This window comes from Pontibacter virosus, from assembly GCF_003096355.1.
Lineage (GTDB): Bacteria > Bacteroidota > Bacteroidia > Cytophagales > Hymenobacteraceae > Pontibacter > Pontibacter virosus.
This window is the reverse complement of sequence record NZ_QEKI01000002.1, coordinates 407,556-431,826: the sequence shown is the minus strand read 5'-3', so window position 1 is coordinate 431,826 and position 24,271 is coordinate 407,556. Positions and strand designations below refer to the sequence as shown.

The following is a 24,271-nucleotide window of genomic DNA, read 5'->3' as shown; positions in this document are numbered from 1 at the left end:
CGGAGCTGCATTTGTCAACAATCCATTCTATGTTAAGTTTTAGGAACAATCGATTTATAAATCACATCGTGTATACGGGTGCGGATGTTATACTTCACCAGTTTGGAATTACCGGCATCCGGGTATACCCTGTTACTCAGGAAAATGTAGATCAGTTGGTTCTCGGGATCTACCCAGGCACCTGTACCCGTAAAACCGGTATGGCCAAAAGTAGCTTTTGAGGCCAGGTTCGAAGTCGGGCCGTTGCCGTCCGGATCGGGTTTGTCCCAACCCAGGCCGCGGCGACTGGTGGTGGACTGGCGCTTCGAAAACTCCGTCACCACCGGGGTGTTGTAGAACTTGTGCCCGCCGTAGTTGCCGTTTTGCAGGTTCATCTGCATGAGCACGGCCAGGTCGTTGGCGTTGGAGAACAGGCCTGCGTGGCCGCCCACACCGCCCATCATGGCAGCGCCCTGGTCATGCACCGTACCCCAGATCAGGTTTTTGCGGAAGTAATTATCATCCTCGGTTGGGACGATCACATCGCGTGAGTGCTTCAGGAGCGGGTTATAGGTCATGGTGCTCAAACCAAGCGGACCGTAGAAGTTCTGATCCATGAACTCATTCAGCGGCTGGTTGAGCATGCGCTCCGACATGCGCTTGAGGATGTAAAAGCCCAGGTCGCTGTACTGGTATTCGTAGGCCTTTGCAGCTTTCGGCTTTGTCAGTAACGGAGAACGCACGGTCCAGGCCCACAGCGAGTCTTCCATCGATTTGATGGAGTAGATGCCCGGTACTACTTCGTTGGGGAACACATCGTTCTGGGCGCTGGCGTAGAAGGTCTGGTTCAACTGCAGCTTATCCAGTGTTTTCTGCCAGTGCGGTATACCTGCGCGCAAACCAGACTGGTGCGTCAGCACATCACGAATCACCAGATTGGCTTTGTTCGTGCCTTTCAGCTCCGGCAGGTACGTGGCTACTTTTTCGTCGAGATTGATCTTGCCCTGGTCTTTCAGGAACATCACCGCCTGCAGCGTAGCCGCCACTTTGGTGATGGACGCGATATCGTATACCGTGGTGTTGGTTACCGGCTTTTTCTTGTCGTAGGTATAGTGGCCGTATGATTTGTTGAAGATCACGGTGCCGTTCTTCACCACCAGTACCTGCGCGCCCGGCGTCGCGGCATAGGCAATGGCTTCGGTGGCGATGTTGTCGATCTGAGCCAAGGTCTTGGAGTCCATGCCCACACTCTCCGGCGTGCCATACTTCAGGCGGCCGAGGGAAGGAGTAGTTATCCCTGTACCTGCCTTCAGCGTAGCAGAGGCGGTAATTGGCAGTTTGCCTTTCGCAGCGCGGGCGCCGAAGAGTACCTGTGGCACCAGCAACTGCGATATGGAATTATCTTCGTAACCTACTACTAGCCAGTCGCTTTTGTCAAAGTACTTCAGACTGTAGGCGTTTCCAAAAACGGCCACTACTACCTTCTTGTCAGTTCGCTCCTGCAGGTACTTGATGAAAGCACGTGTGCCTAGGCCGATGCCAAAATCACGGAAAGGAGTGTTGTTCATGCCGTGCACGCTCACTACTACCACATCATGGTCCTGCAGTTTTGCTATAAGTTTGGTAAAAGCCGTGTCTGGTGCAAACCGGTCTTTGATGTTAAACTTGGTTACAGGCGCGTAGTTACCCAGCGTTTGCTGGAAGATGTTGTTAGGGCCTGTGCCAATGGTTACGGATGCAATGCTCAGTGTATCCAGGTTGCGGAAAGGAATGAGGTTGCCTTTGTTGCGGGCTACCGTTACGGCATGCTCGTAAAGTTGCTCCTGCACCACATTGCTCAGCGGACGATCTACGTCCTGCTGCAGATTGGTCAGCGACACTGGCTTGTAGTTGTTCAGACCGGCCCAATATTTGGCGTGCAGGATCTTGCGTACACGCTGGTCAATGTCCTCCTGCTTGAGTTGCTTGGCAGTGATCGCCTCGTTGATCTTGCGCACTGCGGTCGGTACGTCTTCCGGGAAAAGCAACACGTCGTTACCGGCCATCAGGGCTTTCAGGTCCACTTCACCGGGCTTGTAAAAGCTGCTCACGCCCTTCATGTTCAGGGCATCAGTAAATACAAGGCCCTTGTACTTCATCTTTTCTTTCAGAAGTCCCGTCACGATTGGCTTGGAGAGTGTAGCCGCCTGGTTTTTAGTAGAGTCGATCTTTGGCATGTGCAGGTGCGCGACCATCACGCCCATTACACCGGCCTCAAAAGATTTATGGAAAGGGTATAGCTCCACATCTGTGAGGCGCTTCATGTCATGGTTCACCACCGGAAGGGTCAGATGGGAGTCGGTGTCGGTGTCGCCGTGGCCGGGGAAGTGCTTGGCCACGGCAATCACACCGTGGTCCTGCAGGCCTTTGATATAAGCCACGCCACGACGGGCTACTTCTTCTTTGGTCTCGCCAAAGGAGCGGTTGCCGATCACCGGGTTGGCCGGGTTCACGTTTACGTCCAGCACCGGCGAGAAGCTCACATGCACGCCCATACGCTTCATTTTAAGCGCAATTTCGCGGCCCATCAGGTATACGTACTTGTCGTCGTTGAGCGCGCCCAGCGTCATTTGCTTGGCAAAGTGCATGCTACTGTCGAGGCGCATGTTCAGGCCCCATTCGGCGTCCAGCGCGATCAGCATGGGCACGCGGGCCTTGCTCTGGAAACGGTTGGTCAGCTGGGCCTGTCGCACCGGACCGCCCTGCATGAACATGATGCCGCCAATGCCGTATCGGCTCACCAGGGTATCGATTGACTGGAAATGTTTTTCGTTTTTGTTGGAATAGGCAGCCACCATAAACAGCTGGCCCAGACGCTGATTGGGAGTCATAGACGTAAAGACACTGTCTACCCAGCTTTGCTCTTTCGAAGCCACAATAATGCTGTCTGACGGTGTCAGTGACATCAGTGGTCCCATTCCGAGAAAGATAAGTATAAGTAACCCTAAGCTAAAACTCTTCAACATCCTGTACTGGTATTATATATTGGAACAAGTCGAAATTACCCCTATTTTTGCAGAAGGCGGTTCAAAAAACAAGAAAAATTATTTCCGGTCTTTTTTGCCTCCCTTAGGCGGTGTGGTGGATGGTTCTTGCCAGTGCTAACGCCTCAAGAGACACAAGCCATATAGCTTCTTTTGTCAGAATCAGAATCCGGAAGAACTCTAATTTCCGGTCACTTGATGCAACCGGTCTGTAAATTAGTAATAAAATTCATTCCGAATAAGTTCTGTTTTGACAAAATAGTATATTCAAAAACCCGGCCGATTTCGGAAATTGGGTGCTTTGAAGGGAAGATACCACCAAATTGATTTGAAATAGCGGATGTCCGATATTATACACTTATTGCCCGATTACCTTGCCAACCAGATTGCCGCAGGCGAAGTGGTGCAGCGGCCCTCGTCGGTGGTGAAGGAGTTGCTTGAGAACGCCATTGACGCCCGCGCTACCAGCGTGCAACTGATCGTGAAGGATGCTGGCAAACAACTGGTGCAGGTAGTGGACAATGGGATCGGTATGTCGGAAACAGACGCTCGCATGTGCTTCGAGCGACATGCTACCTCTAAAATCAAATCCACAGAAGATCTTTTCCGAATCCGGACGATGGGTTTTAGGGGAGAGGCCATGGCCTCTATCGGGGCAGTGGCGCAGGTAGAGCTCAAAACCAAACCGCACGGCGCCGAAACGGGTACACGCTTGCTGGTAGAGGGCTCCACAGTAGCTGCGCAGGAGCCAGCCGCTGTATCTGCCGGCACATCGATTGCTGTCAAGAATCTCTTTTATAATGTACCCGCCCGCCGCAATTTCCTAAAGACGAATGCGGTGGAGATGCGTCATATCCTGGACGAGTTTCAGCGGGTGGCCTTGGCTTACCCGGAAGTGGCTTTCACGCTGCACCACAACGACGTGGAAATATTCACGCTGCCGGCCGGTAAGCTGAGCCAGCGCATTGTGGGCGTGTTTGGCAACAACTATAAAGAGCAAATGGCCGGCTGCGAGGAAGAAACGCCCTTTATGAGTGTGCGCGGCTACATCGGCAAGCCAGAGTTTGCCAAGAAGACCCGCGGCGAGCAATTCTTCTTCGTGAACAACCGTTTTATCAAGAGCGGCTACCTCAACCATGCCGTCATGACGGCCTACGAAGGGCTCCTGCCAAAAGACAGCCATCCCTTCTATGTGCTTTTCATCGACATTGAGCCGGAGCGGATCGACATCAACGTGCACCCGACTAAGACCGAGATCAAGTTTGAGGACGAGAAGACGGTGTACGCCATCGTGCATGCCGCGGTGAGGAAATCGCTGGGGACGCACAACATTGCCCCTTCGCTCGATTTCCAGAGTGACGTGAACTTTGCCCCGCTGCAGCCGATTCGCATGCAGCATGGGGGAGAGGGGTTTGAGAAAGAAGGCACGTTCCCAGGCTTTAAAGTACCATCCTCGCCTAAAAAGGCCAGTGCCAGTGGCTGGGAACAGCTCTACGAGCCGCTGAGGAATGGTCAGCCAATGCAGCAACAGGAGGAGCGGATTACGTCCCCATCCGGTATGGGCTTGCTCGACGATACGTTTGCCGCGCCCATGACCACCTCCAGCAAAACTTTGCAGGTGCATCACAAGTACTTGTTGGTGCAGGTGAAGTCGGGTGTGATGATCATCGACCAGCAGGCGGCGCAGGAGCGGATTCTTTTTGAAAAATACATGGCCTCGCTGCAGAAAAAAATGGTGACCTCGCAGGCACTTCTTTTCCCGCAGACCATTGAGCTTTCGCCGGCTGATTCGGCGTTGGTAAAGGAGCTTCGGGCAGAGTTTCAGGAGCTGGGTTTTCAATTTGAGGACTTTGGCGGTAACACCATCATCCTGAACGCTATACCTGCCGACGTACAGGCCGCCAACGAAAAAGAGCTACTTGAGGAGCTGATCGAACAGTACAAAAACAATTTGGCCACCTTGAAGCTTGATAAGCGGGAGAACCTTGCCCGGGCCATGGCCAAGCGACTGGCCTCCAAGCTGCAGCCGCGCATGTCGGACCTCGAGATGAACTCCCTCGTAGACAAGCTGTTTGGTTGCGAAGTGCCCAACTATACCCCCGGCGGACAGAAGACGCTGGTCATCATGGAGCTTAATCAGCTGCATGATCTTTTCCAGAAGGGGTGATTTGAATTGTTAAATGGTTGATTGTTAAATTGTTGTTTTAATTTAAGCTTTTGTCAAGCTCAGGTATAGGGACTACAGATATAGCAAGCGACGCGAGAAAAAGAAGATAAGATGTTCAATATAACCCCCATGGTCAGGAACCTCCTGATCATCAACGTGGTGGTGTTCATACTGCAAGCAAATGGTGTGTTCGACTACCGATCATTTGCGCTGCACCACTTCGGCTCCGACTATTTCCAGCCGGTCCAGATATTCACGCACATGTTCCTGCATGGCGGCTGGGCGCATTTGTTCAGCAACATGTTCAGCTTGTTCATCTTTGGCCCTTTACTGGAGCGGTTCTGGGGACCGCAGCGTTTTCTGAGCTTTTACCTGATCACTGGTCTGGGAGCCAGTATGCTCTACTCTGGTGTGCGGGCTTACGAGCTGAACACGATTGAAAACGAGGCGGTGCAGTACATCGAGAGTCCTACGCCAGCGGGTTTCTATAATTTTATGGAGTCCCACTACGCGGGTGGATACGAGAAACGCTTTGCGATAGAATACCAGCGCAATCCGGATAACGAAGGGTATATAGCAGAAAGCAAGAAAGCCGTTACGGCTGTTTTTAACCAGGCATTCAATATGCCAATGCTGGGAGCCTCGGGGGCCGTGTTCGGTATTCTGATGGCCTTTGGTATGCTGTTTCCAAATCTCGAACTCTTCCTGCTGTTCCTGCCCGTCCCCATCAAGGCCAAGTATTTTGTGCTCCTATACGGGGGTTACGAGCTGTATGCGGGCTTTAACAGGGTGCCGGGCGACAACGTGGCGCACTTCGCACACCTCGGCGGTATGCTGTTTGCGTATATTCTTATAAAAATGTGGCAACGCAACGATTATCAGGATACGTAATAGTAAAAACAATAGGTATATAAGATAGCAGGGCGCAAAAGCCTTTCCGCTCTTTTCAGCTAACAGGTATAATGAGCATTCTCCAAGACATAAAAGACTCTTTCCGGCAGCAAAACAACACCCTGAAGCAACTGATTCTCATCAACGTCATCGTTTTTGTGACTTTGATCGTGCTTCGTACAGTGCTGTACCTGACCAGTAGCAGCTGGGCTTACACGGGGCTGATGCGCTTTATCGCGCTGCCCTCTGACCCGCTCGTTTTCATCACCCGTCCCTGGACGATCATATCGTATTTCTTCACCCACGAAGGTTTCCTGCACATCATCTTCAACATGCTCAACCTGTACTGGTTCGGGCAACTGATCAGGGAGTACCTCGGCGAGAAGAAATTGCTGAGCCTTTATATATTAGGAGGTATAGCCGGTGGCTTGCTCTACATGCTAAGCTACAACCTGATCCCATACTTTGCCGACCGTGCTGCCTACGCCGTGATGATCGGTGCTTCGGCCAGTGTGCTTGCAGTGGTTGTTGCGTCTGCGACGTTGATTCCGAACTATACCTTCAACCTGATCCTGATCGGTCCTGTTCGCATCAAGTATATCGCGGCTTTTCTGGTGATCTTGTCTATCTCCGGCGCTGTAGGTGATAATGCCGGTGGTAACATCGCCCACTTAGGAGGTGCCCTGTTTGGCTGGCTCTTCGTGAAACAACTGCAGCGCGGCCGCGACATGGGCCGACCTTTACATAGCACCATGGATTTCTTTACCAACCTCTTCAAGCGTCGTCCAAAGCTGAAAGTAACGCATCGCCAAAAAGCCACAGTAGGGAATGATTCCCGTCCTTCCACCGGCTACCACACAGGGTATGCCGGCAAGCCCAGCCAAATGGAAATCGACCTGATTCTGGATAAGATTTCGGTGTCGGGTTACGAGAGCCTTTCCAAAGAAGAGAAGCAGAAGCTGTTTCAGGCAAGTCAGAAGGATTAATCAGGTATAACTGTTTTCTCGCTTAGCCAGCGTGGGGCCTTTATGCTATGGCGCGAGCGATCACGCTCGTGACTACTATGGTGGAGCCTCTTGCCCAAGTATAGCTTAGTTTGCTCTGTAGCTAATGCCTTTCGCAGGTATAGCTTCCTTATTTGTTTCATTGCTTGCCCTGGCCGGGCGGGCCCTACTTTTTTTCTTGATAAAAAGAAAGAGGGCCCCTACCCCCAGTAGGCAAAAAAATCAAGACGCTCCAAATCGAGGGCCCCTACCCCCACTCGCTGAACGCTCGAACAGTGGAGCGCCGAAAAGTGCACTTGGCTAAAGTTATCTGCTTCGTTGTGAGCGTGCAAGTTAGTCTCCTATACCTGCCAGTGGTCTGTCACAGGAACTATAAAGATTATACCCGTTGACCGCTAGTTGGAGCAGTTCCCCGCCTTGGATAAGGAGGGGTTAGGGGTGGTTGGACCCGGTACAGCAAAGGAACTGCTGCAACTACTCAGTTCATACCTGTGATTCGGCTGTGGCAGAAATTCCCCTCTGGGGGTAGGGGCCCTCTAAAAAGAAGGGGTAGGGGGATGACAATCGTGCATGAAAATCCTGTGAATCCACTAATCCTGTAAATCCTGATTCAGACAATAAAAAAGCGCCGCTCCTTTGCAGAAACGGCGCTTTTCGTATGGATAAGTAAGGTATAGCGATTAAGCTTTGGCGGCGTTGATGTTGTCGAGCGCGTCCATTACTTCTTTCACGTGACCGCGTGACGTTTCCAGCAGTTGCTTCTCGTCTTCGTTCAGTTGCAGTTCGATGATCTTCTCGATACCGTTTTTGCCCAGAATTACCGGAACACCCAGGTATACGCCATCGATGCCGTACTCACCTTCGAGCTTCACGCAAACAGGGAACACACGGCGCTGGTCGCGCACGATTGCCTCCACCATCTGAGCAGCTGCAGAACCTGGTGCGTACCAGGCAGAAGTACCCATCAGTTTCACCAGTTCACCACCACCGTTCTTGGTGCGGTCAACAATTGCGTTCAGAGTTTCTTCGTCGATGAGCTCCGTTACAGGTATACCACCCACAGTAGTGTAGCGTGGAAGCGGCACCATGGTATCGCCGTGGCCACCCATCAACACTGCTTGGATGTCTTTTGGAGATACGTTCAGGGCCTCAGCCAGGAATGCACGGTAACGGGCAGTGTCCAGGATACCGGCCATACCCATTACGCGGGTGCGTGGCAGCTTGGAAGTGATGTGCGCTGCGTACGTCATCACGTCAAGAGGGTTAGAAACCACGATGATGATGGCGTCAGGCGAGTGCTTTACGATGTTCTCAGTTACCGACTGCACGATACCGGCGTTGGTAGAGATCAGGTCGTCGCGCGTCATACCTGGCTTGCGTGGCAGACCAGAGGTAATCACTACCACGTCAGAACCAGCAGTTTTGGTATAGTCGTTGGTTACGCCGACAGTGCGCGTGTCGTATAGGTTGATGGGGGCTTTCTGCCAGATATCAAGCGCTTTGCCCTCAGCAAAACCTTCTTTAATATCCACTAAAACTACTTCGTTCGCGATTTCGCGGTAAGCCAATACATCGGCGCATGTTGCACCCACGTTACCAGCTCCAACTACGGTTACTTTCATTGTAGGATATACTTTAATTATGGTTTGAGATTCGGTTTACTTCCGTAAAATTAGAAAAATCTATTGTTAAAAGCGTGTTTTTTGGACAAAAGACTGAGTGGCAAAAGATAATAGATTTTCAATTTTCTACTATCACATTTTTTATCCTTTATCAGGATATCCTTTGTCACGTAGCTTAAGACTTCCGCTGCAATGATATCTCCAGCACTTGCTCGGTCTTCTCCGTTACTTTAAAGCGGTTGTCCAGCCGTTGGCCCACAATCCAGGCAATAGACTGCTCTGATACCAATACCAGCGTTTTGGCTTTGAGGTTGGCCGGGATCTTCTTATCGATCAAAAAATCGCTGATCTTCTTTTTGCCGTTCATACCCAGCGGTACAAACCAGTCGCCTTCCTGCCAGGGGCGTAACTTCAGCGGGAACTTGAGTAGGCCAGCGTCTAAGGCAGCCACATGCGGCTTGGTGTTGAACTTATACTCGTTGGCCGGCACGTAGCGTAGGCTTAGCTGCACGTGCTCTTCGTCTACTTCAGTCTGGCCCTCGGCTATCGTTATACTTCCAAAGCGACTCAGGTTGCGGGGCGTGATCACGAGTTGGTCGCGGTCCTTTACCAGGCTGTGGCTCGGAGAGTCAAACTGTTTGCCTGATAGCCCGTCCAGCGCCTCCACCAATTCCAGCACCACAGAATAACTGAAGTTGAAAGGGCGTAGCAGTTCGTGAAGCACCACGGGCAAGCCGGTGGCGTTTTGTAGCGGCACCAGCGACAGGTATACGGCGTCTTCGGTCTCCTTTATACTTTGCAGGCGCAGGTTGTCGATGTAGGCGTGCACAATGGCTTCGGCCTGACTTACCCGCTCGGCTGTGTGCTGCATAGTTTCCTCCAGTTTCGGGTTGATTTCCTTGAGAACCGGAATTACCTCGTGCCTGATTTTGTTGCGCTGGTACTTGGTCGTCTCGTTCGAGGTGTCCTCGCGCCAGATGAGCCGTTGCTCGGTCACGAAGTCAAAGATATCGTCTTTGGTGACAGTGAGCATCGGGCGGATGATGTGGCCGTTTTTGGCAGGTATACCGTGCAGCCCGGCTATACCTGTGCCTTTGGTCAGATGAAGCAATATGGTCTCTGTCAGGTCGTTGCTATGGTGGGCTGTGGCGATGTAGTCGTAACCTTCCTTCTGCCGTACCTGTTCAAACCAGGTATAGCGGAGTGTGCGGGCTGCCATCTGGATCGAGAGTTTCTCCTGCGCAGCAAAGGCTTGGGTATCGAAATTCTCGGTAAAGAAGGGCACCTCGTACTTTTTGGCCAGCTTTTTGGCGAAGAGCTGGTCGGCCTCCGCGTCCTCGGCGCGCAGCCCGAAGTTGCAGTGCGCAATGGCAAACATATACTTGAGTTGGTGCAGCGCTTCGCACAGCACAATGGAGTCGATGCCGCCACTCACGGCTACTAATAGCTTGCTATCGGGTTGGCAGAGTTGGTGGGATTGGATGAAACCGGAAACTTTCTGTAGCATAAGGCAGCGGCTGGTATATTTTTTATAATTTTGAAGTTAAGAACAGGCAAGGGCCCGCAGGTATAGGAGCGTCGGCATAAAACGTTAGTCCTGACAGGTCATTGTCTTTTGTCCATAAAGCATGAACATCACAAAATTAGTTTATTCTATTCTCTTTACGCTATTGTCGCTGACAGTTTTGGCGCAGGAGCAGCAGCAGCAGAAGCCGCCTGTGAATCCGCGCCAGGCCACGCAGCAGGTACGTCCGCCGCAGCCGCCCAAAATTGTGCCGCAGCAACAGCCACCCCAGCCGCGCCTCAACCAGCCGCAGCAGGCCCCTCAGCAACCCCGCACCTCACCGCAGGATACGGCGCGTCCTAGCCAGACACCGGCGCAGCAAGGCCCTCAGCAGCAGGGGCAACAGGATCGGGTGGAATTGAAGGGTGCTGATGAATTTATCGGTACCACGATCAATGGCAGGCGTGTTACAAAGTTGATCGGCAACGTTATATTTCAGCAGAAGGAGACATTGCTTTACGCTGACTCCGTGTACCAGTACCGTGATAGTAATATATTGGAGGCATTCAGCAACGTGCGTATAAACCAGGGTGATACCGTTACCATGACTGGGGCGAAAGCTATTTATGATGGCAACGGGCGCACCGCTAAAATGAGCGGCGGCGTGACCATGCAGGACCCCAACATGACGCTTACGACGCCAACCCTGGACTACAACCTGGATTCCCGTACGGCTGTTTATACCGAAGGCGGCACCATTGTGCAGCCGGAAAACCGCCTGCAGAGCCAGCGTGGCACGTATGACACCAACACCAAAGTCTTCACTTTCCAGCAAAACGTGAAAGTGTTCTCGCCAGACTATGAGATTACGGCGCAGAACATGCGCTACAACACGGAGAGCAAGGTAGTTTACTTCCAGGGGCCGACTTTTATCAAAGGCCAGAATGGCGACCTTTATGCTGAGCAGGGTACTTATAATACCGTTACTAAGGTGTCGCGCTTTGGTCGCAATGCGTATATCGTGACGCCGGAGTACCGGCTGGGAGGAGATGACCTGTACTATGACGAAGCCCGTGGCTACGGCGAGGCGAAGGTGAACATGACCATGCGTTCCCTCAAAGACGATGTGACCATACGCGGCCAGGTCGGCCGCTATTGGCGCGAGCAGGGCGTGGCCAAGGTATGGGGCAGCCCGGTAATGGAGACGATTATGGATGGCGATACCTTGTACATGGCTGCCGACTCGCTTATTTCCCGCGAGGCGAAAGCAGACGGGCAGCCGAGCATGCTGTTTGCCTTTAATAACGTGAAGATCTATAAGTCAGACCTGCAGGGCACCTGCGACTCCCTCAGTTACAACCGTACCGACTCGCTCATGTACATGCACCGCAACCCAACGTTATGGAGCGAGCAAAGCCAGATTGTGGGCGATACCATCCGCATCCACATGCGCAACAAAACCATTGACAAAATGTATGTCTTCAGCAACTCCTTTATTACCTCCGAAGACTCGCTGCAGAATTACAACCAGGTAAAAGGCCGCAACATGGTGGCGCATTTTCAGGACGGTCGTATGCGGCGGGTGAATGTGAATGGCAATGGTGAGAGCATCTATTTTGCGCTGGAGGGCGATTCGGTGCTGACAGGTATGAACCGGGCCGTATGTAGCGATATGGTTTTAAACTTTGCGGAAAATAAAGTGAAGTCTATTTCGTTTCTTGTAAATCCGGACGCGAAGTTCATACCGCCGCACGAGCTGCAGGCCTCTGACCGAAGGCTGGAGGGATTTGCCTGGCTAGAGGAACTGAGGCCAGACAAGAAAGAGGTGCTGGCGCCACGTGCACCGGTAAAAGAGCCGACTCCGCCTGCGAAAGCTGCTACGCCCGCCAAAGGCAAAGCAACCGGCACGAAGTCAGGCCAGCCTCAGCGCAAAAAGCCAGCTGCAGGAGCTGCCAAGCAGACACCAGTCCGCCAGTAAACGCTGTATATTCACGCTTGTAAATCACAGGGATATTGTATAATTTTGCCCGTTCATGAACAAAGGAATCCTGCATACCGTCGTAATGTTGTGCCTGTTGGTTTTTGCAACCAGCTGCAGCAACTTTCAAAAGCTATTGAAGAGCAACGACGTTGACCTGAAATACAAAGCCGCGCTCGAGTATTACGAGAAAGGGGACTACTACCGTGCAAACCAACTGCTGGAGCAGGTCATGCCTTTGATGACGGGTAGGGAAGAGGCTGAAAAAGCCCGTTTCTACTACGCCAATACGCATTATCAGCAGCGGGAATACATGCTGAGCGCCTTTCAGTTCCGCACCTTCTACGAAACATACCCACGTAGCGAACTAGCTGAGGAGGCTATGTTCCTGCAGGCCAAGTCGCTCTACAACGATTCGCCGGACTTTGAGCAAGACCAGACCAGCACCGTAACGGCCATGGAGTCGATTCAGGAATTTTTGGTGCGCCACCCGAACAGTCAGTACACGGCAGAGGCCAATACCATGTTTGATGATCTAAGTGCCAAACTGGATCTGAAGGCCTTTGAGAGTGCCCGGCTATACTACAAGCTGCGTTATTACAAGTCGGCTGTGGTGGCATTCACAAACTTTTTGCGTGAAAATCCGTCTTCGCCTTACAGCGAGCAGGCCTCATACCTGAGAATAGACGCGCAGTACCGCTTTGCGCTGGAAAGCGTGCCGGACAAGCAGCAGGAGCGTTTTATGGAAGCCATTGATTTTTACCAGGCCTTCATCGACCAGTATCCGGACAGTAGCTATCTGCGAAGTGCCGAGCAGGTATATACCAATACCCAGTCGGAGATCGAGAAAATAAAGAAAAATAACCCAAGCAATTCATAAATCAAGTATATATGGCAATCGTTCCATCATCAATCGTTACCCGTAACATGGCCGACTTTGCAGAGCAGACCGGTAATGTGTACAAGTCTGTTGCGGTTATCTCTAAAAGAGCCAACCAGATCTCTGTGAAGCTGAAAGAAGAGTTGAACTCTAAACTGGCTGAGTTTGCCACTACTGTGGACAACCTGGAGGAGGTATTCGAGAACCGTGAGCAGATCGAAATTTCTAAGTATTACGAACGTCTGCCAAAGCCTACCAGCCTTGCCATCGAGGAGTTCCTGGAAGCTAAAGTATACGTGCGAACACCAGACGAAGAAGGCGAAGAACTGTCGCTGTAAGGCGCATGCTCCGGAACCGGAAAATAGTATTGGGGGTTTGCGGAAGTATAGCTGCGTATAAAGCAGCCATGCTGGTCCGCCTACTCGTGAAAGCAGAAGCAGAAGTGCAGGTGATCCTGACCACTTCTGCTTCTGCCTTTATAACCCCGCTCACATTGGCTACCCTATCCAAACGGCCAGTGCTCACCGAGTTTGTACTCAATGAGCAGGGCGTCTGGAACAACCACGTGGAACTGGGCCTTTGGGCCGATGCCATGGTAGTAGCACCCGCCAGTGCCAACACGGTGGCCAAATTCGCCAACGGCTTTTGCGACAACCTGCTTTCAGCTACCTATTTGTCGGCACGCTGCCCGGTGTTTGTGGCCCCGGCCATGGACCTGGATATGTACCAGCACCCGGCAGTGCAGGCCAACTTTACCAAACTGCGTGGCTATGGTAACTTCATCATCGAAGCAGGGTATGGCGAGCTGGCCAGCGGACTAGTAGGGCAGGGGCGTATGGCAGAGCCCGAGGAAATTATACGCGTACTAGAAAACCACTTTTCAGGCATTGGAAAAACTGTTTAAGGGTAAGACGGTTATCCTGACCGCCGGCCCGACTTACGAACCTATTGATCCGGTGCGCTTTATCGGGAACCACTCGACCGGTAAAATGGGCTATGCACTGGCCGAATGCTTTGCCCAGCGTGGCGCTCAGGTAAAGCTGGTGGCAGGTCCCACCAACTTGCAGGCGCAGCACGAAGGTATAACGGTTATACCTGTTACGACAGCCGACGAGATGTATGCGGCCGTGAAGCAGCTGGCTCCCGCGGCTGACATTTGGGTGTTTGCCGCCGCCGTAGCCGATTACAAACCCAAAGTGGTGGCCGACCGCAAAATAAAAAAAGCCGGTGACGAACTGACCATCGAACTCGTAAAGAACGTTGATATAGCAGCGGCGCTTGGTAAAGAGAAGCGGAAAAATCAGTTTGCCGTAGGCTTTGCCCTGGAAACGGACAACGAAGCCAGCAATGCCCGCGAAAAGCTGCATAAAAAGAACCTGAACATGATTGTGCTCAACTCGCTCAACGATCCGGGCGCTGGTTTTAAGCATGATACAAATAAAATCACTATTATTGAGAAAGATACCACCACCGCTTTTGATCTTAAACACAAAAGCGAAGTGGCGCAGGATATCGTCAACCTGATCTGGGAGAGACTCTATGCTTAAGCGACTGTTTGTTTTGCTGTGTGTGATGGGAATGGCCTTGGGAGCTCGTGCCCAGGAGTTGCAGTGTGATGTGGTGGTCAACAGCGAACAGGTAGCTTTTGCAGACCGGCAACTGTTCACCGAGATGCAGAACCGCATTTTCGAGTTTATGAACAACCGCCGCTGGACGAACCAGTCCTATCGGGTGGATGAGCGCATCAAATGCCGCATCTTGATTAATCTGACCGAAATGCCTGAGGTAGGAACCTTTCGGGCCAATGTACAGGTCGTATCGGTGCGTCCAGCCTATGGCACTGGCTACGAATCCACGCTTTTCTCCTTTATTGACCGTGACTGGCTTTTCCAGTTCAACGAAGCACAGCCCCTCGACTTTGCCGAAAACAACTTCACGGGCAACCTATCCGCCATGCTGGCTTACTATGCTTACATGATCATCGGCATGGACAACGATAGCTTTGCCAAGCTAGGCGGTTCTCCCGCTTTCGACAGAGCACGTGGTATTCTCAACCTGGCTGCTTCACAGAACTCTATTTTCCCGGGTTGGCGTCCGTTTGAGGGTAACCGCAACCGCTACTGGATGATAGATAACCTGCAGGATCCGGTGTTTGTACCTTTTCGGGAGGGCATCTACACCATGCACCGCCAGGGGATGGACCTGATGGTGCAGGACCCGGAGAAAGCCCGCAAGGTTACGCTTGAGGTGTTGCGCAATATCCAGAAGATATCGCAGCAAAAGCCCGGCGCGGCAATCATCCGCTCTTTCTTTGAAGCCAAGTCAGATGAGTTAGTGAATGTCTTCAAAACTGCTGCTCCCGCCGATAAGCAGGCCGCCTATACCTTGCTCACGCAGGTGGACCCTACCAACAACACCAAATACGAAGTGCTACTCCAGCGCTAAGCCTTTTCCAAATTTCACAGAAAGCGCGTATCTTCACGGGGCGTAGCTATACCTGCGCGCTATACCTATGGGCAAACGCCAGATCAGGATCTATCGGAGCAAATTGGCTGACCACCTGCCCGAACTGCTGCAACAGCAGACAGTGCAAGTGGTGTTGAGCACCCGGTTGGTTGTGCAGGGCGTGCTGCAACATGTTTCAGCAGAAGAACTGGAGTTGCTGGACGGCCGGCGCAGCAAGCACACCATACCTGTGGCGGAGGTAGAAGAAGTGATTTACGACATAGAAGCACCTTATTAAAATACACCTGAATTATCGAACTAAGTCCGGGCGTTAAGTCTTATACCTTGTGACGAACGTCTTGCATCGGATATATGCTGATTGATCTTAAAATAAAAAACTACGCACTGATAGAGCAGCTGGAAATGAATCCATCGCCGGTGCTCAATATTATAACCGGCGAAACCGGTGCCGGTAAGTCCATTATGCTGGGCGCTATCGGTTTGCTGCTCGGCAATCGCGCCGATTCCAAGCTGCTTTTTAACCAGGAGCAGAAGTGCGTGATCGAAGGGGTGTTTGATATTTCGCAGTACAACCTCAAAGAGGTGTTTGTAGCCGAAGACCTGGACTTTGATGACCAGTGCATTCTGCGTCGCGAGATCAGCCCCAGCGGAAAGTCGCGCGCCTTTGTGAATGACACGCCCGTAACGCTTGACGTGCTGCGCAAAATAGGGGAGAACCTGATGGACATCCACTCGCAGCACGACACGCTGCAGCTGGGTGATACCAGCTTTCAGTTAAACATCCTCGATATTTATGCCGGTAACACCTCACTGGACATCTACGCGGGCAATCTCTCATACCTGAAAGACTATAACGAGACGTACCGCAGGTATAAGAAGCTGGAAGGCGACTACAAAAAACTGACCGACCAGCTGGCACAGGCACAAAAGGAGCTGGATTACAACACCTTCCTGCTCAACGAACTCGAAGAGATCAACCTGCAGCAAGACGAACAGGAGCAGCTCGAGACAGAGTTGAAGGAACTGGAGAACGCGGAGGATATCAAACTGAAGCTGACCCAGGCGGTGCAGTACCTGACGGAATCCGAGTTCAATATCACTTCAGCGCTGAAAGATACCGTGCAGCTGATCAACCAGTTGGCTGCTTTTTCACCGAAGTATGAAGAGCTCCGCACACGCACCGAGAGCTGCATGATCGAGCTAAACGACGTGGCCGGCGAACTGGAAGACGCTGAGCGCCGCACCGAAGCAGACCCGGCCCGCACCACGGAGGTGCAGGAGCGCCTGAACACCATCTATACCTTGCAGCGCAAGCACCAGGTACAAACCATTGCGGAACTCCTCGAGATACAGCGCGAACTAGAAGCCAAAGTAGGCAGCGTACTCAACCTGGACAATGCCCTATCGAGCACTGAAAGAGCGATGAAAGAAGCAGAAAAGGAAATGCTGGAGAAGGCCGCCGTGCTTTCGGAGCGTCGCAAAGTTTCGTTTGGCCAGTTCGAGAAAGAACTCTATACCTTGCTGGCCGAACTCGGGATGCCGAACGCCCGCATTGTTATTCAGCACAAAGCCGCCGCACCTACTGCTACTGGTACCGACGAAATCAGCATCCTGTTCAGCGCCAACAAAGGAGCGCAGCCGCAATCGTTGGTCAAGGCAGCCTCCGGTGGTGAATTCTCCCGACTGATGCTAAGCATCAAGTATATGCTGGCCGATAAGACAGCTTTGCCAACCATCGTATTCGACGAGATCGACACAGGTATATCGGGTGAGGTAGCCGTGAAAGTAGGCAGGATGATGCAGCAGATGGCACAGAAGCACCAGATCATTGCCATATCGCATTTGCCGCAGATAGCTGCGCAGGGTAACTCACACTATTTTGTGTACAAGCACGACACCGAAGACCGCACGATCAGCCGCATCAAAAAACTGAGTGAGAAGGAGCGGGTAGATGAAATTGCCCACATGATCGCAGGCGCCAACCCAAGTGCAAGCGCTTATAAGAGCGCCAAAGAACTGCTGTCGCTGTAAATCCTCTAAAGGAACATTCCTTTGCTTAGAATTCTGTTCCTAGGATAGGAGAGGGAGAAAACAGAGAAGCCAGCTTATGTGAATGTTGACTGCTTTGAACTTGAGTTATACCTAGTAATTACTATATTGCTGCCTGATTTGCGTTGGCTATACCTGTCTGGCGGGAATCATGAAATTTTAAAACATTAACCTGACAAATACATGTCTTATAATCTGCTTAAAGGAAAGAAAGGAATCATTTTCGGAGCGCTTGACGAAAAGTCTATTGCCTGGAAAGTGGCCATGCGTGCCAAAGAAGAGGGCGCTGAGTTTGTGCTGACCAACGCCCCGATCGCGATGCGTATGGGTGAGATCAATAAACTGGCTGAGGCCTGCAACGCACAGATTATACCTGCTGATGCCACTTCTGTAGAGGATCTGGAAAACCTGTTCGACAAAGCACAGGAGATTTTAGGCGGTAAGCTCGACTTCGTACTGCACTCCATTGGCATGAGCCCGAACATCCGCAAAGGCAAATCGTACGGCGATCTGAACTACGAGTGGTTCCAGAAGACGCTGGATATCTCGGCGCTGTCTTTCCACAAAGTGATGCACGTAGCTGAGAAGCAGGACGCCATGAACGAGTGGGGTTCGGTTGTGGCCCTTTCTTATATAGCAGCCCAGCGTGTGTTCCCAGACTACACGGACATGTCGCATGCCAAGGCATTGCTTGAGTCGATTGCCCGCAACTACGGTCACCGTTTCGGTAACCTGAAGAAAGTGCGCGTAAACACGGTATCGCAGTCGCCAACTAAAACTACAGCCGGTACCGGCGTGGGTGGTTTCGACGCGTTCTATGACTATGCCGACAAGATGTCGCCACTGGGTAACGCCTCTGCTGAGTCTTGCGCTGATTACTGCATCACCCTGTTCTCAGACCTGACCCGTATGGTCACCATGCAGAACCTGATGCACGACGGCGGCTTCTCTTACATGGGTATTTCTGAGGATGTAGTAGAGATGCTCAATAAGCAGTCTTAATATTAGATTTGAAAATATGGAGATGTGAAGATTTGTAAATGAATTTCGCATTCTCTGAAATAGGAAAAGCCCTTGGTGCAAGATGTGCCAAGGGCTTTTTTGATGTTATCAGCTTAAGAGGAATTTGAAGACAGGTATAGGAGAATGTATACCTCCTAAAACAAGCACAAAGGGACCACTGGAGACACCTGAGCTCCCCTATCTACTTGATTAGCTACGTTTTAAAGCGTGATCTCAAAATTTATTTCATTCTGTAAAGAAACTTGGTAGAAGCGAGTTAAGCGTTTGCTATTTACTTAAAAGATCCTTTCAGAATGACCATAAAATTCAGAATGAATTAGACTCAACCTTCCTCCCGATGCACTTTGGTGAAGTCGAACGCTGGTAAGCAAACGGACCAGTACTCGGTCTCCTCGTCGTAGGGGTTGGAGTAGCGGATGCGTGACCCGGCTTTGATCAGGATAGACTCGCCGGCTTCTACCACTACCTCCTCCCCGTCGATCTCGATCAGCTTGCGGCCGCGCAGCACGATCGTGATCTCGTCGAACTCCGGTGTCTGGTGCGGCTCGCTCCACTGCGGTGGGGCTACCATATGCGCCACGCTGAAGGAGTCGGTATGGGTGGAGGCTTTGCCGAAGTGCTCTTCTATCAGTTTCCCGTCTGTGGTAGGTACCCGGAATGGCTTGGTCTGCTTAAAATATTTCTTCTCAGTCATAGGCTGGCAGGTATAGCTTAAGATTTGGTGGAGCACTCGCCCTTGGAATAGGAAGTTACGCCTGACCGGTCAGCCTCGCAGGCATTGCCGTAGGTTTTTCCGTCGCAGCCGCACACGGGGTCATACTGCATAGTGCACATCTGATCGGGGTTGATCTTGGCCTGATCGATGCAGAGAATTTCGCTGTTTTTGCAGGAGTAGAAGGCGCTCATAGCCAGGAAGGCCGTTGCGAAAGCTGTTTTTTTCATGGTGTTTTATTTGTTATCGTTTATACGCACTTGTTGGTAGAAAGAGAGGTAAGCTACGGCTTAGAAGAACCTGCACGCAAAAATAGTATGTTGCAAACTAAGTATGCAGCGCCCCGTATGTAAGGGAACGTAAAATTAATGGAATACAAGTATAAGGACTATACTTTCTATTTTAAGAAACCACGCCTTATCAAGTAAACAGCACCAGAAATGATAAACAACATGAACGACGAAAAAGGAAAGATTTTGCTGGCCACGCTGGCCGGTATTGGAGTAGGCGTAGCCGCAGGTATACTGCTGGCCCCCAATAATGGTCCGGATACGCGCGACAGCTTAAAGAGAACGCTGAGCAAAGCAGGAGATGAACTGGAGCGTACCGTAAAAAACCTGATGGACAAGCTCGAGAGCAACAAGGTAACTGATGATGGCAGCAGCCTGGTAATGCGCGGCTCCTGGGACGACGTAAAAGGCCAGCTGAAGAAGAACTACGCAGAACTGACAGAAGATGACTTGACTTATGTAGAAGGACAGGAAGACGAACTCTGGGGCCGTTTGCAGCAGAAATTAGGTAAGACTAAGAATGAGATCATGAAGGTGATCAGAGACTTATAGAAGCATACTGATCATATTTAAAAGCTCAGCAAAGTGTTTTGCTGAGCTTTTTTTCGTTATTTAGATGCAGTATAGTATAAAACTGTAGTATAGTTATAACTTAATACATGGCTTCCTCGTTATTAGGTCAACAGTTGAAATTAAAGAAACCAAATCCAACAATTTATAATAAACAGAACTATGAAAGATAATAGCGGAAAAGTAATGCTTGCCCTGTTGGCAGGCGCCAGCGCTGGCGTAATTGCAGGTTTACTGATGGCTCCAGACACAGGTGAGCAGACTAGAACTGGCATCAAGAAGTGGGCTAATAAACTGAGCAAAGACCTGGAGAAAAACCTGCAGACCGGTCTTGATGAAATCAAGAACATGAGCAGCGAAGCCATGAACAAAATGGGTGGAGCTAACAAAAATGGTGGCAACACGGGTGGCAATGCATCCTCTTCATCGACTGGCTCTACTGGTTCATCTGCCGGTGGCTCTAACGTGACGAACGTTTAGTATACTGCACAGGGCCTAGCCCGTTCAGCAGGTATAATACAAAACTCAGCTTGTCCGGTGCATACGTGCCTGCTAAATCGGAACAAGCTTTGTGAAAAGCAAAGGCCTGTCCCTTACCGGGGCAGGCCTTTGCTATTGGGGTCGATGAAGTGAATTGCGCTAACCTTAGCAACTTACTCCCGTTATTATTTTAGAGAGTATAACAAGTTGGCAAGAATGAATTCACACTAAAACCAAAGCAAACTATGAGAACGAAATCGGATTACAGCAGCCTGGGAGAGTCCAAAAGCACATACAGCAACACGCCACGGTCTTCCTCAACTTATAGCCATGTGGGCAAAGAATCAGGAGAAAACGTAACGTACTCTTCTGTTCGTGAGCCAAAGCACCAGCAGCAAACACAGCAACGAACTGTATATAGCAGCGGCAGTCGTAAGGCCTCGTCTTATAGCTCGCACGAGGAGAGCAGCGGCACCTTGGGGGTCGCCATGGGCTTGCTCGCCGGCGCCAGTGTCGGTGTGCTGGCCGGTATACTTATGGCGCCCGACAGTGGCCGCATTACCCGTCGCCGCCTGTCAGACTCCGCCGCCTGGGTAGGCCGCGGCATCAACGAGAAGTTAGGTGCTGGTAAGACTAAGATTGACTCCTGGGTCGGAAAAGAAGAAAGCCTGAAAGATGCCACCGATAAAGTGAAAAACAGAATCTCTGGCGAAGAGAAGCTATAGAAAGGAAACTAGTTATAAACAGAAATGGCCCGCTATACCTTAGCGGGCCATTTCTGTTTATAGCAAATTATCGCTTACTCTTCTCTCTTCTCCGGCTTCATCTGCGGGAAGAACAGCACATCCTGAATAGAGTGCGAGTTCGTCATGATCATGCTCAGACGGTCGATGCCGATGCCCAGACCAGCTGTTGGTGGCATACCGTACTCGAGAGCACGTAGGAAGTCTTCGTCCAGCACCATGGCCTCGGTGTCGCCGCGCTTGCCAAGTTCCAACTGCTCCTCAAAACGGGCGCGCTGGTCGATCGGGTCGTTCAGCTCGGAGAAGGCGTTGCAAATCTCCTTGCCGTTGCAGATCGCCTCGAAACGCTCTACCAGACCCGGCTTGTCGCGGTGCTTCTTGGCCAGCGGGCTCATCTCTACCGGGTAGTCCGTGATGAAAGTAGGCTGGATCAGGTATGGCTCGCAGGTCTCACCGAATATCTCGTCGATAATCTTGCCTTTGCCCAGTTTCGGATCCACTTTTATACCTAGCGATTCGGCTGTTTGACGCAGTTCCGGCTCTTCCATTTCCGAGATATCAATCTTGGTGAAGTGCTCGATGGCCTCAAACATGGTGAAACGCTTCCACGGACGCTGGAAGTTGATGATGTTCTCACCCACCTGTACCTCTGTGGTACCGTGCAGGTCCATGGCTACTTTCTCCACCATTTCCTCTACCAGGTCCATCATCCAGTTGTAATCTTTGTAGGCTACGTATAGCTCCACCTGCGTGAATTCCGGGTTGTGGAAACGGCTCATTCCTTCGTTGCGGAAGTCCTTGGCGAATTCGAACACACCGTCGAAACCACCCACGATGAGGCGCTTCAGGTATAGCTCGTTGGCAATGCGCAGGTATAGCGTCATGTCCAGCGTGTTGTGGTGCGTCTTGAACGGACGCGCCGCTGCACCGCCATACAGTGGCTGCAGGATAGGCGTTTCTACTTCCAGGTAGCCTTGGTTAGTCAGGTACTGGCGCATGGAGTTTACCAGCTGCGTACGCTTACGGAAAGTCTCGCGCACATGCGGGTTCACGATCAGGTCGACGTAACGCTGGCGGTAACGCAACTCCGGGTCAGTAAAGCCATCGTGCACGATCTCATTGCCGTTCTCGTCGATCTCACGCTTCACGATTGGCAGCGGACGAAGCGACTTGGTCAGTACTTTCAACTCCGTAACGTGTACCGAAATCTCGCCTACCTGTGTGATGAAAGCGTATCCTTTGATGCCGATAAAGTCACCAATGTCGAGCATTTTCTTGAACACCGTGTTGTACATGTCCTTGTTCTCTCCCGGCGCAATGTCGTCACGGGAAACGTAGATTTGGATACGACCGGTGCTGTCCATTAGCTCAGCAAACGAGGCTTTGCCCATCACACGGCGGCTCATCAAACGGCCCGCCAGGGTAACTTCCTGGTAGTTGTTTTTGTCCTTATTGAAATTCTCCTTTATCTCTTTGGCCGTAGCCGTCACTTCAAATGTTTCGGAGGGGTATGGGTTAATGCCCATTTTCTCCAGTTCTTCGCGCTCGTGGCGTCTGCGCAGTTCCTGTTCGCTGAGTTGCATGCGATTTTAGTACTAAAGGTGACTGTTAAATACAAGCTGCAAAATTGCTAAATAAACAGGAGGTTTTAAACATTAAATTGCTAATTGTTAGCCGCTAAATTGCTGCGGGGCATAAAGTAAAAGCCCCGGCAAGCAAAACTTACCGGGGCTCCCATATATGTAGTAGAACAAATCGGACTTAAGCAGCTGTGCGGAGTTGCTGCTCGTCGTCCTGCAAAAGCGGTTTCACTTTGTCTTGCAATCTGGCCGCCACAAAGGAGTTTTGCAGATAGGCCGGCAGTTCCTGCACAAATGCCTCGTATTGCTGCAAACTCATGGCCTGCGCCACATAGCACTCGTGTATACCGTTGAGGTAGCTCACAATTTGGAGCAGCGATTCGTGGAACAGCCTGAAGTCGATGTCGGACTGCACGAAACGCTCGATCTCGCGGTGTGAGCTGGAGATGCGCAACCTGGCCAGCAAATCGAACAGCGTGGTATAGCCCACGCGCCAAGTCAGCTGCTGCCAGTGCTGCGGACCAAACTTCTGCAACACCTCACCTGTACGGCTGCTGCGGATGGCAGTATTCGGGTTAGACTGTACCTGCTGTCGCACGGACTTAGCCTTCATGCGACGCGTGGTCTTCAAAAACTGCCCAATCTGTGACTGTGCTTCCAGCTCTTTGCCTGCAATTTGCAAACCCGGCTTGTAATGCGCCAAGGGCAAGCGGTTGATGCGGAAGTCATCGTAATGCCCCGACGCATAAAAGCTCATTGCCTGCGGGTAGGCATTCTTCACGATCAGGCGGCCTGCTTCACGCATCACCAAAGACTCGTTGCTGGTCTTGATCTGACGGGTATGCAGGAAAGCCTGTAAGCTCGCGAACACAGTATAGTAAGCCTGCGGAAATGTCCAGTGCAAAGCATTTCGGATATAGCTCTCATCGCCCAGCTCGGCCGTGGTACGCAAAGCATACTCTGTATTCCAGCTGTTCAGCAACAGTTTCTTCACTGCTTCCAAATCTTCTTCAGATAACTCAGCAGGCACATCCTTAAAATAGGCCAACTGCTGCAGACCCATCCCTTCGTAGTGGTCGAGGTGGTAATTGATCGCGAAAAAGTAGTTCAGAAACACCTGCGCCGGGATGGATTTATACCATTCCTTGTCCAGCTGTTTCTGCTCTTCCGGATACATGGATATGATGTTTTCTTCTTCTTTCTCTTTCATGTATTTACAACATTTTTAGCTTGCTAACAGTTGCAAATTTTAGACTAAATTGCAGAGATTTAATGATTCTAATTGCCTGTTAATCAGTGTATTGCACACT

22 protein-coding genes are annotated in these 24,271 nt (G+C 51.3%); 15 read left to right on the top strand and 7 right to left on the bottom strand.

What is annotated here, in order from left to right; genetic code table 11:
- Positions 1–32: 32 nt before the first annotated feature.
- The gene (locus C8E01_RS04950) at positions 33–2,936 is read right to left on the bottom strand and encodes a glycoside hydrolase family 3 N-terminal domain-containing protein (RefSeq protein ID WP_116542237.1); all 2,904 of its coding nucleotides are present in this window, start codon (positions 2,934–2,936) and stop codon (positions 33–35) included.
- A 406-nt stretch (positions 2,937–3,342) separates the two neighbouring features.
- Here C8E01_RS04950 and mutL point away from each other — a divergent pair, with 406 nt between their 5' ends.
- The 3 genes from mutL (at position 3,343) to C8E01_RS04935 (ending at position 7,046) form a co-directional block, all read left to right on the top strand.
- Positions 3,343–5,169 (top strand): DNA mismatch repair endonuclease MutL, encoded by a 1,827-nt coding sequence (gene mutL, locus C8E01_RS04945; RefSeq protein ID WP_116542236.1) that lies wholly within the window; start codon positions 3,343–3,345, stop codon positions 5,167–5,169.
- Between the two features lie 129 nt (positions 5,170–5,298).
- Positions 5,299–6,060, top strand: a complete 762-nt coding sequence (locus C8E01_RS04940) for a rhomboid family intramembrane serine protease (protein WP_243409434.1) — start codon at positions 5,299–5,301, stop codon at positions 6,058–6,060.
- Positions 6,061–6,131: 71 nt separating this feature from the next.
- Entirely contained in the window at positions 6,132–7,046 is a 915-nt protein-coding gene (locus tag C8E01_RS04935; protein WP_116542234.1) for a rhomboid family intramembrane serine protease, read from the top strand.
- Between the two features lie 698 nt (positions 7,047–7,744).
- On the opposite strand, the gene mdh is transcribed toward C8E01_RS04935, so the two are convergent.
- Together mdh and tilS are read right to left on the bottom strand one after the other, a co-directional pair.
- Positions 7,745–8,686: a malate dehydrogenase gene (gene mdh, locus C8E01_RS04930; RefSeq protein ID WP_116542233.1), complete on the bottom strand. Its 942-nt coding sequence runs from the start codon at positions 8,684–8,686 to the stop codon at positions 7,745–7,747.
- Between the two features lie 175 nt (positions 8,687–8,861).
- Positions 8,862–10,193, bottom strand: coding sequence for a tRNA lysidine(34) synthetase TilS (tilS, locus tag C8E01_RS04925; RefSeq protein ID WP_116542232.1), 1,332 nt, complete (start codon positions 10,191–10,193; stop codon positions 8,862–8,864).
- Positions 10,194–10,314: 121 nt separating this feature from the next.
- Between tilS and C8E01_RS04920 the strand changes: the two genes are divergently transcribed.
- The 9 genes from C8E01_RS04920 (at position 10,315) to C8E01_RS04885 (ending at position 18,565) form a co-directional block, all read left to right on the top strand.
- Complete coding sequence (locus C8E01_RS04920; protein WP_116542231.1) at positions 10,315–12,168, top strand: OstA-like protein; 1,854 nt, start codon at positions 10,315–10,317, stop codon at positions 12,166–12,168.
- A 55-nt stretch (positions 12,169–12,223) separates the two neighbouring features.
- A complete protein-coding gene (locus tag C8E01_RS04915) occupies positions 12,224–13,048 on the top strand; it encodes an outer membrane protein assembly factor BamD (RefSeq protein ID WP_243409433.1) in 825 nt (274 codons plus the stop codon).
- An 11-nt stretch (positions 13,049–13,059) separates the two neighbouring features.
- Positions 13,060–13,386 (top strand): DNA-directed RNA polymerase subunit omega, encoded by a 327-nt coding sequence (locus C8E01_RS04910; protein ID WP_076671991.1) that lies wholly within the window; start codon positions 13,060–13,062, stop codon positions 13,384–13,386.
- Between the two features lie 68 nt (positions 13,387–13,454).
- Positions 13,455–13,952 carry a flavoprotein gene (locus C8E01_RS22095; RefSeq protein WP_317046895.1) on the top strand — a complete coding sequence of 166 codons (498 nt, stop codon included), beginning with the start codon at positions 13,455–13,457 and terminating at the stop codon, positions 13,950–13,952.
- Positions 13,936–14,595, top strand: a complete 660-nt coding sequence (gene coaBC / locus C8E01_RS22090) for a bifunctional phosphopantothenoylcysteine decarboxylase/phosphopantothenate--cysteine ligase CoaBC (protein ID WP_207774866.1) — start codon at positions 13,936–13,938, stop codon at positions 14,593–14,595. Before C8E01_RS22095 ends, coaBC begins: the two co-directional genes overlap by 17 nt.
- Entirely contained in the window at positions 14,588–15,493 is a 906-nt protein-coding gene (gene porD, locus C8E01_RS04900) for a type IX secretion system protein PorD (protein ID WP_116542230.1), read from the top strand. Before coaBC ends, porD begins: the two co-directional genes overlap by 8 nt.
- A 67-nt stretch (positions 15,494–15,560) precedes the next feature.
- Complete coding sequence (locus tag C8E01_RS04895) at positions 15,561–15,791, top strand: hypothetical protein (RefSeq protein ID WP_116542229.1); 231 nt, start codon at positions 15,561–15,563, stop codon at positions 15,789–15,791.
- Between the two features lie 74 nt (positions 15,792–15,865).
- Entirely contained in the window at positions 15,866–17,545 is a 1,680-nt protein-coding gene (gene recN, locus C8E01_RS04890) for a DNA repair protein RecN (RefSeq protein WP_116542228.1), read from the top strand.
- A gap of 201 nt (positions 17,546–17,746) precedes the next feature.
- Positions 17,747–18,565, top strand: coding sequence for an enoyl-ACP reductase FabI (locus C8E01_RS04885; RefSeq protein WP_116542227.1), 819 nt, complete (start codon positions 17,747–17,749; stop codon positions 18,563–18,565).
- Between the two features lie 343 nt (positions 18,566–18,908).
- Here the strand turns inward: C8E01_RS04885 and C8E01_RS04880 are convergent, their stop codons facing one another.
- Complete coding sequence (locus C8E01_RS04880; protein ID WP_116542226.1) at positions 18,909–19,280, bottom strand: cupin domain-containing protein; 372 nt, start codon at positions 19,278–19,280, stop codon at positions 18,909–18,911.
- 17 nt (positions 19,281–19,297) lie between these two features.
- Complete coding sequence (locus C8E01_RS04875) at positions 19,298–19,528, bottom strand: Kazal-type serine protease inhibitor family protein (protein ID WP_116542225.1); 231 nt, start codon at positions 19,526–19,528, stop codon at positions 19,298–19,300.
- Between the two features lie 222 nt (positions 19,529–19,750).
- Here C8E01_RS04875 and C8E01_RS04870 point away from each other — a divergent pair, with 222 nt between their 5' ends.
- The 3 genes from C8E01_RS04870 (at position 19,751) to C8E01_RS04860 (ending at position 21,363) form a co-directional block, all read left to right on the top strand.
- On the top strand, positions 19,751–20,140 hold the full coding sequence (locus C8E01_RS04870) for a CsbD family protein (RefSeq protein ID WP_243409432.1): 390 nt from the start codon (positions 19,751–19,753) through the stop codon (positions 20,138–20,140).
- Positions 20,141–20,320: 180 nt separating this feature from the next.
- Complete coding sequence (locus C8E01_RS04865) at positions 20,321–20,638, top strand: YtxH domain-containing protein (protein WP_116542223.1); 318 nt, start codon at positions 20,321–20,323, stop codon at positions 20,636–20,638.
- A 245-nt stretch (positions 20,639–20,883) separates the two neighbouring features.
- Positions 20,884–21,363, top strand: coding sequence for a YtxH domain-containing protein (locus C8E01_RS04860; RefSeq protein WP_116542222.1), 480 nt, complete (start codon positions 20,884–20,886; stop codon positions 21,361–21,363).
- 74 nt (positions 21,364–21,437) lie between these two features.
- Here C8E01_RS04860 and lysS read toward each other — a convergent pair whose 3' ends face one another.
- Together lysS and C8E01_RS04850 are read right to left on the bottom strand one after the other, a co-directional pair.
- A complete protein-coding gene (gene lysS, locus C8E01_RS04855) occupies positions 21,438–22,964 on the bottom strand; it encodes a lysine--tRNA ligase (protein WP_116542221.1) in 1,527 nt (508 codons plus the stop codon).
- A 178-nt stretch (positions 22,965–23,142) separates the two neighbouring features.
- A complete protein-coding gene (locus tag C8E01_RS04850) occupies positions 23,143–24,171 on the bottom strand; it encodes a hypothetical protein (protein ID WP_116542220.1) in 1,029 nt (342 codons plus the stop codon).
- Between the last annotated feature and the right edge of the window lie 100 nt (positions 24,172–24,271).

What these genes read in the sequence shown, in the direction of transcription:
- mutL (WP_116542236.1), top strand. Translation starts at nt 3,343, where the DNA reads ATGTCCGATATTATACACTTATTGCCCGATTACCTTGCCAACCAGATT.
- C8E01_RS04860 (WP_116542222.1), top strand. Translation starts at nt 20,884, where the DNA reads ATGAGAACGAAATCGGATTACAGCAGCCTGGGAGAGTCCAAAAGCACA.
- C8E01_RS04950 (WP_116542237.1), bottom strand. Translation starts at nt 2,936, where the DNA reads ATGGGACCACTGATGTCACTGACACCGTCAGACAGCATTATTGTGGCT.
- C8E01_RS04915 (WP_243409433.1), top strand. Translation starts at nt 12,224, where the DNA reads ATGAACAAAGGAATCCTGCATACCGTCGTAATGTTGTGCCTGTTGGTT.
- C8E01_RS04935 (WP_116542234.1), top strand. Translation starts at nt 6,132, where the DNA reads ATGAGCATTCTCCAAGACATAAAAGACTCTTTCCGGCAGCAAAACAAC.
- mdh (WP_116542233.1), bottom strand. Translation starts at nt 8,686, where the DNA reads ATGAAAGTAACCGTAGTTGGAGCTGGTAACGTGGGTGCAACATGCGCC.
- C8E01_RS04895 (WP_116542229.1), top strand. Translation starts at nt 15,561, where the DNA reads ATGGGCAAACGCCAGATCAGGATCTATCGGAGCAAATTGGCTGACCAC.
- C8E01_RS04875 (WP_116542225.1), bottom strand. Translation starts at nt 19,528, where the DNA reads ATGAAAAAAACAGCTTTCGCAACGGCCTTCCTGGCTATGAGCGCCTTC.
- C8E01_RS04940 (WP_243409434.1), top strand. Translation starts at nt 5,299, where the DNA reads ATGGTCAGGAACCTCCTGATCATCAACGTGGTGGTGTTCATACTGCAA.
- tilS (WP_116542232.1), bottom strand. Translation starts at nt 10,193, where the DNA reads ATGCTACAGAAAGTTTCCGGTTTCATCCAATCCCACCAACTCTGCCAA.
- C8E01_RS04920 (WP_116542231.1), top strand. Translation starts at nt 10,315, where the DNA reads ATGAACATCACAAAATTAGTTTATTCTATTCTCTTTACGCTATTGTCG.
- C8E01_RS04910 (WP_076671991.1), top strand. Translation starts at nt 13,060, where the DNA reads ATGGCAATCGTTCCATCATCAATCGTTACCCGTAACATGGCCGACTTT.
- C8E01_RS22095 (WP_317046895.1), top strand. Translation starts at nt 13,455, where the DNA reads ATGCTGGTCCGCCTACTCGTGAAAGCAGAAGCAGAAGTGCAGGTGATC.
- C8E01_RS04850 (WP_116542220.1), bottom strand. Translation starts at nt 24,171, where the DNA reads ATGAAAGAGAAAGAAGAAGAAAACATCATATCCATGTATCCGGAAGAG.
- C8E01_RS04880 (WP_116542226.1), bottom strand. Translation starts at nt 19,280, where the DNA reads ATGACTGAGAAGAAATATTTTAAGCAGACCAAGCCATTCCGGGTACCT.
- porD (WP_116542230.1), top strand. Translation starts at nt 14,588, where the DNA reads ATGCTTAAGCGACTGTTTGTTTTGCTGTGTGTGATGGGAATGGCCTTG.
- lysS (WP_116542221.1), bottom strand. Translation starts at nt 22,964, where the DNA reads ATGCAACTCAGCGAACAGGAACTGCGCAGACGCCACGAGCGCGAAGAA.
- recN (WP_116542228.1), top strand. Translation starts at nt 15,866, where the DNA reads ATGCTGATTGATCTTAAAATAAAAAACTACGCACTGATAGAGCAGCTG.
- C8E01_RS04870 (WP_243409432.1), top strand. Translation starts at nt 19,751, where the DNA reads ATGAACGACGAAAAAGGAAAGATTTTGCTGGCCACGCTGGCCGGTATT.
- C8E01_RS04865 (WP_116542223.1), top strand. Translation starts at nt 20,321, where the DNA reads ATGAAAGATAATAGCGGAAAAGTAATGCTTGCCCTGTTGGCAGGCGCC.
- C8E01_RS04885 (WP_116542227.1), top strand. Translation starts at nt 17,747, where the DNA reads ATGTCTTATAATCTGCTTAAAGGAAAGAAAGGAATCATTTTCGGAGCG.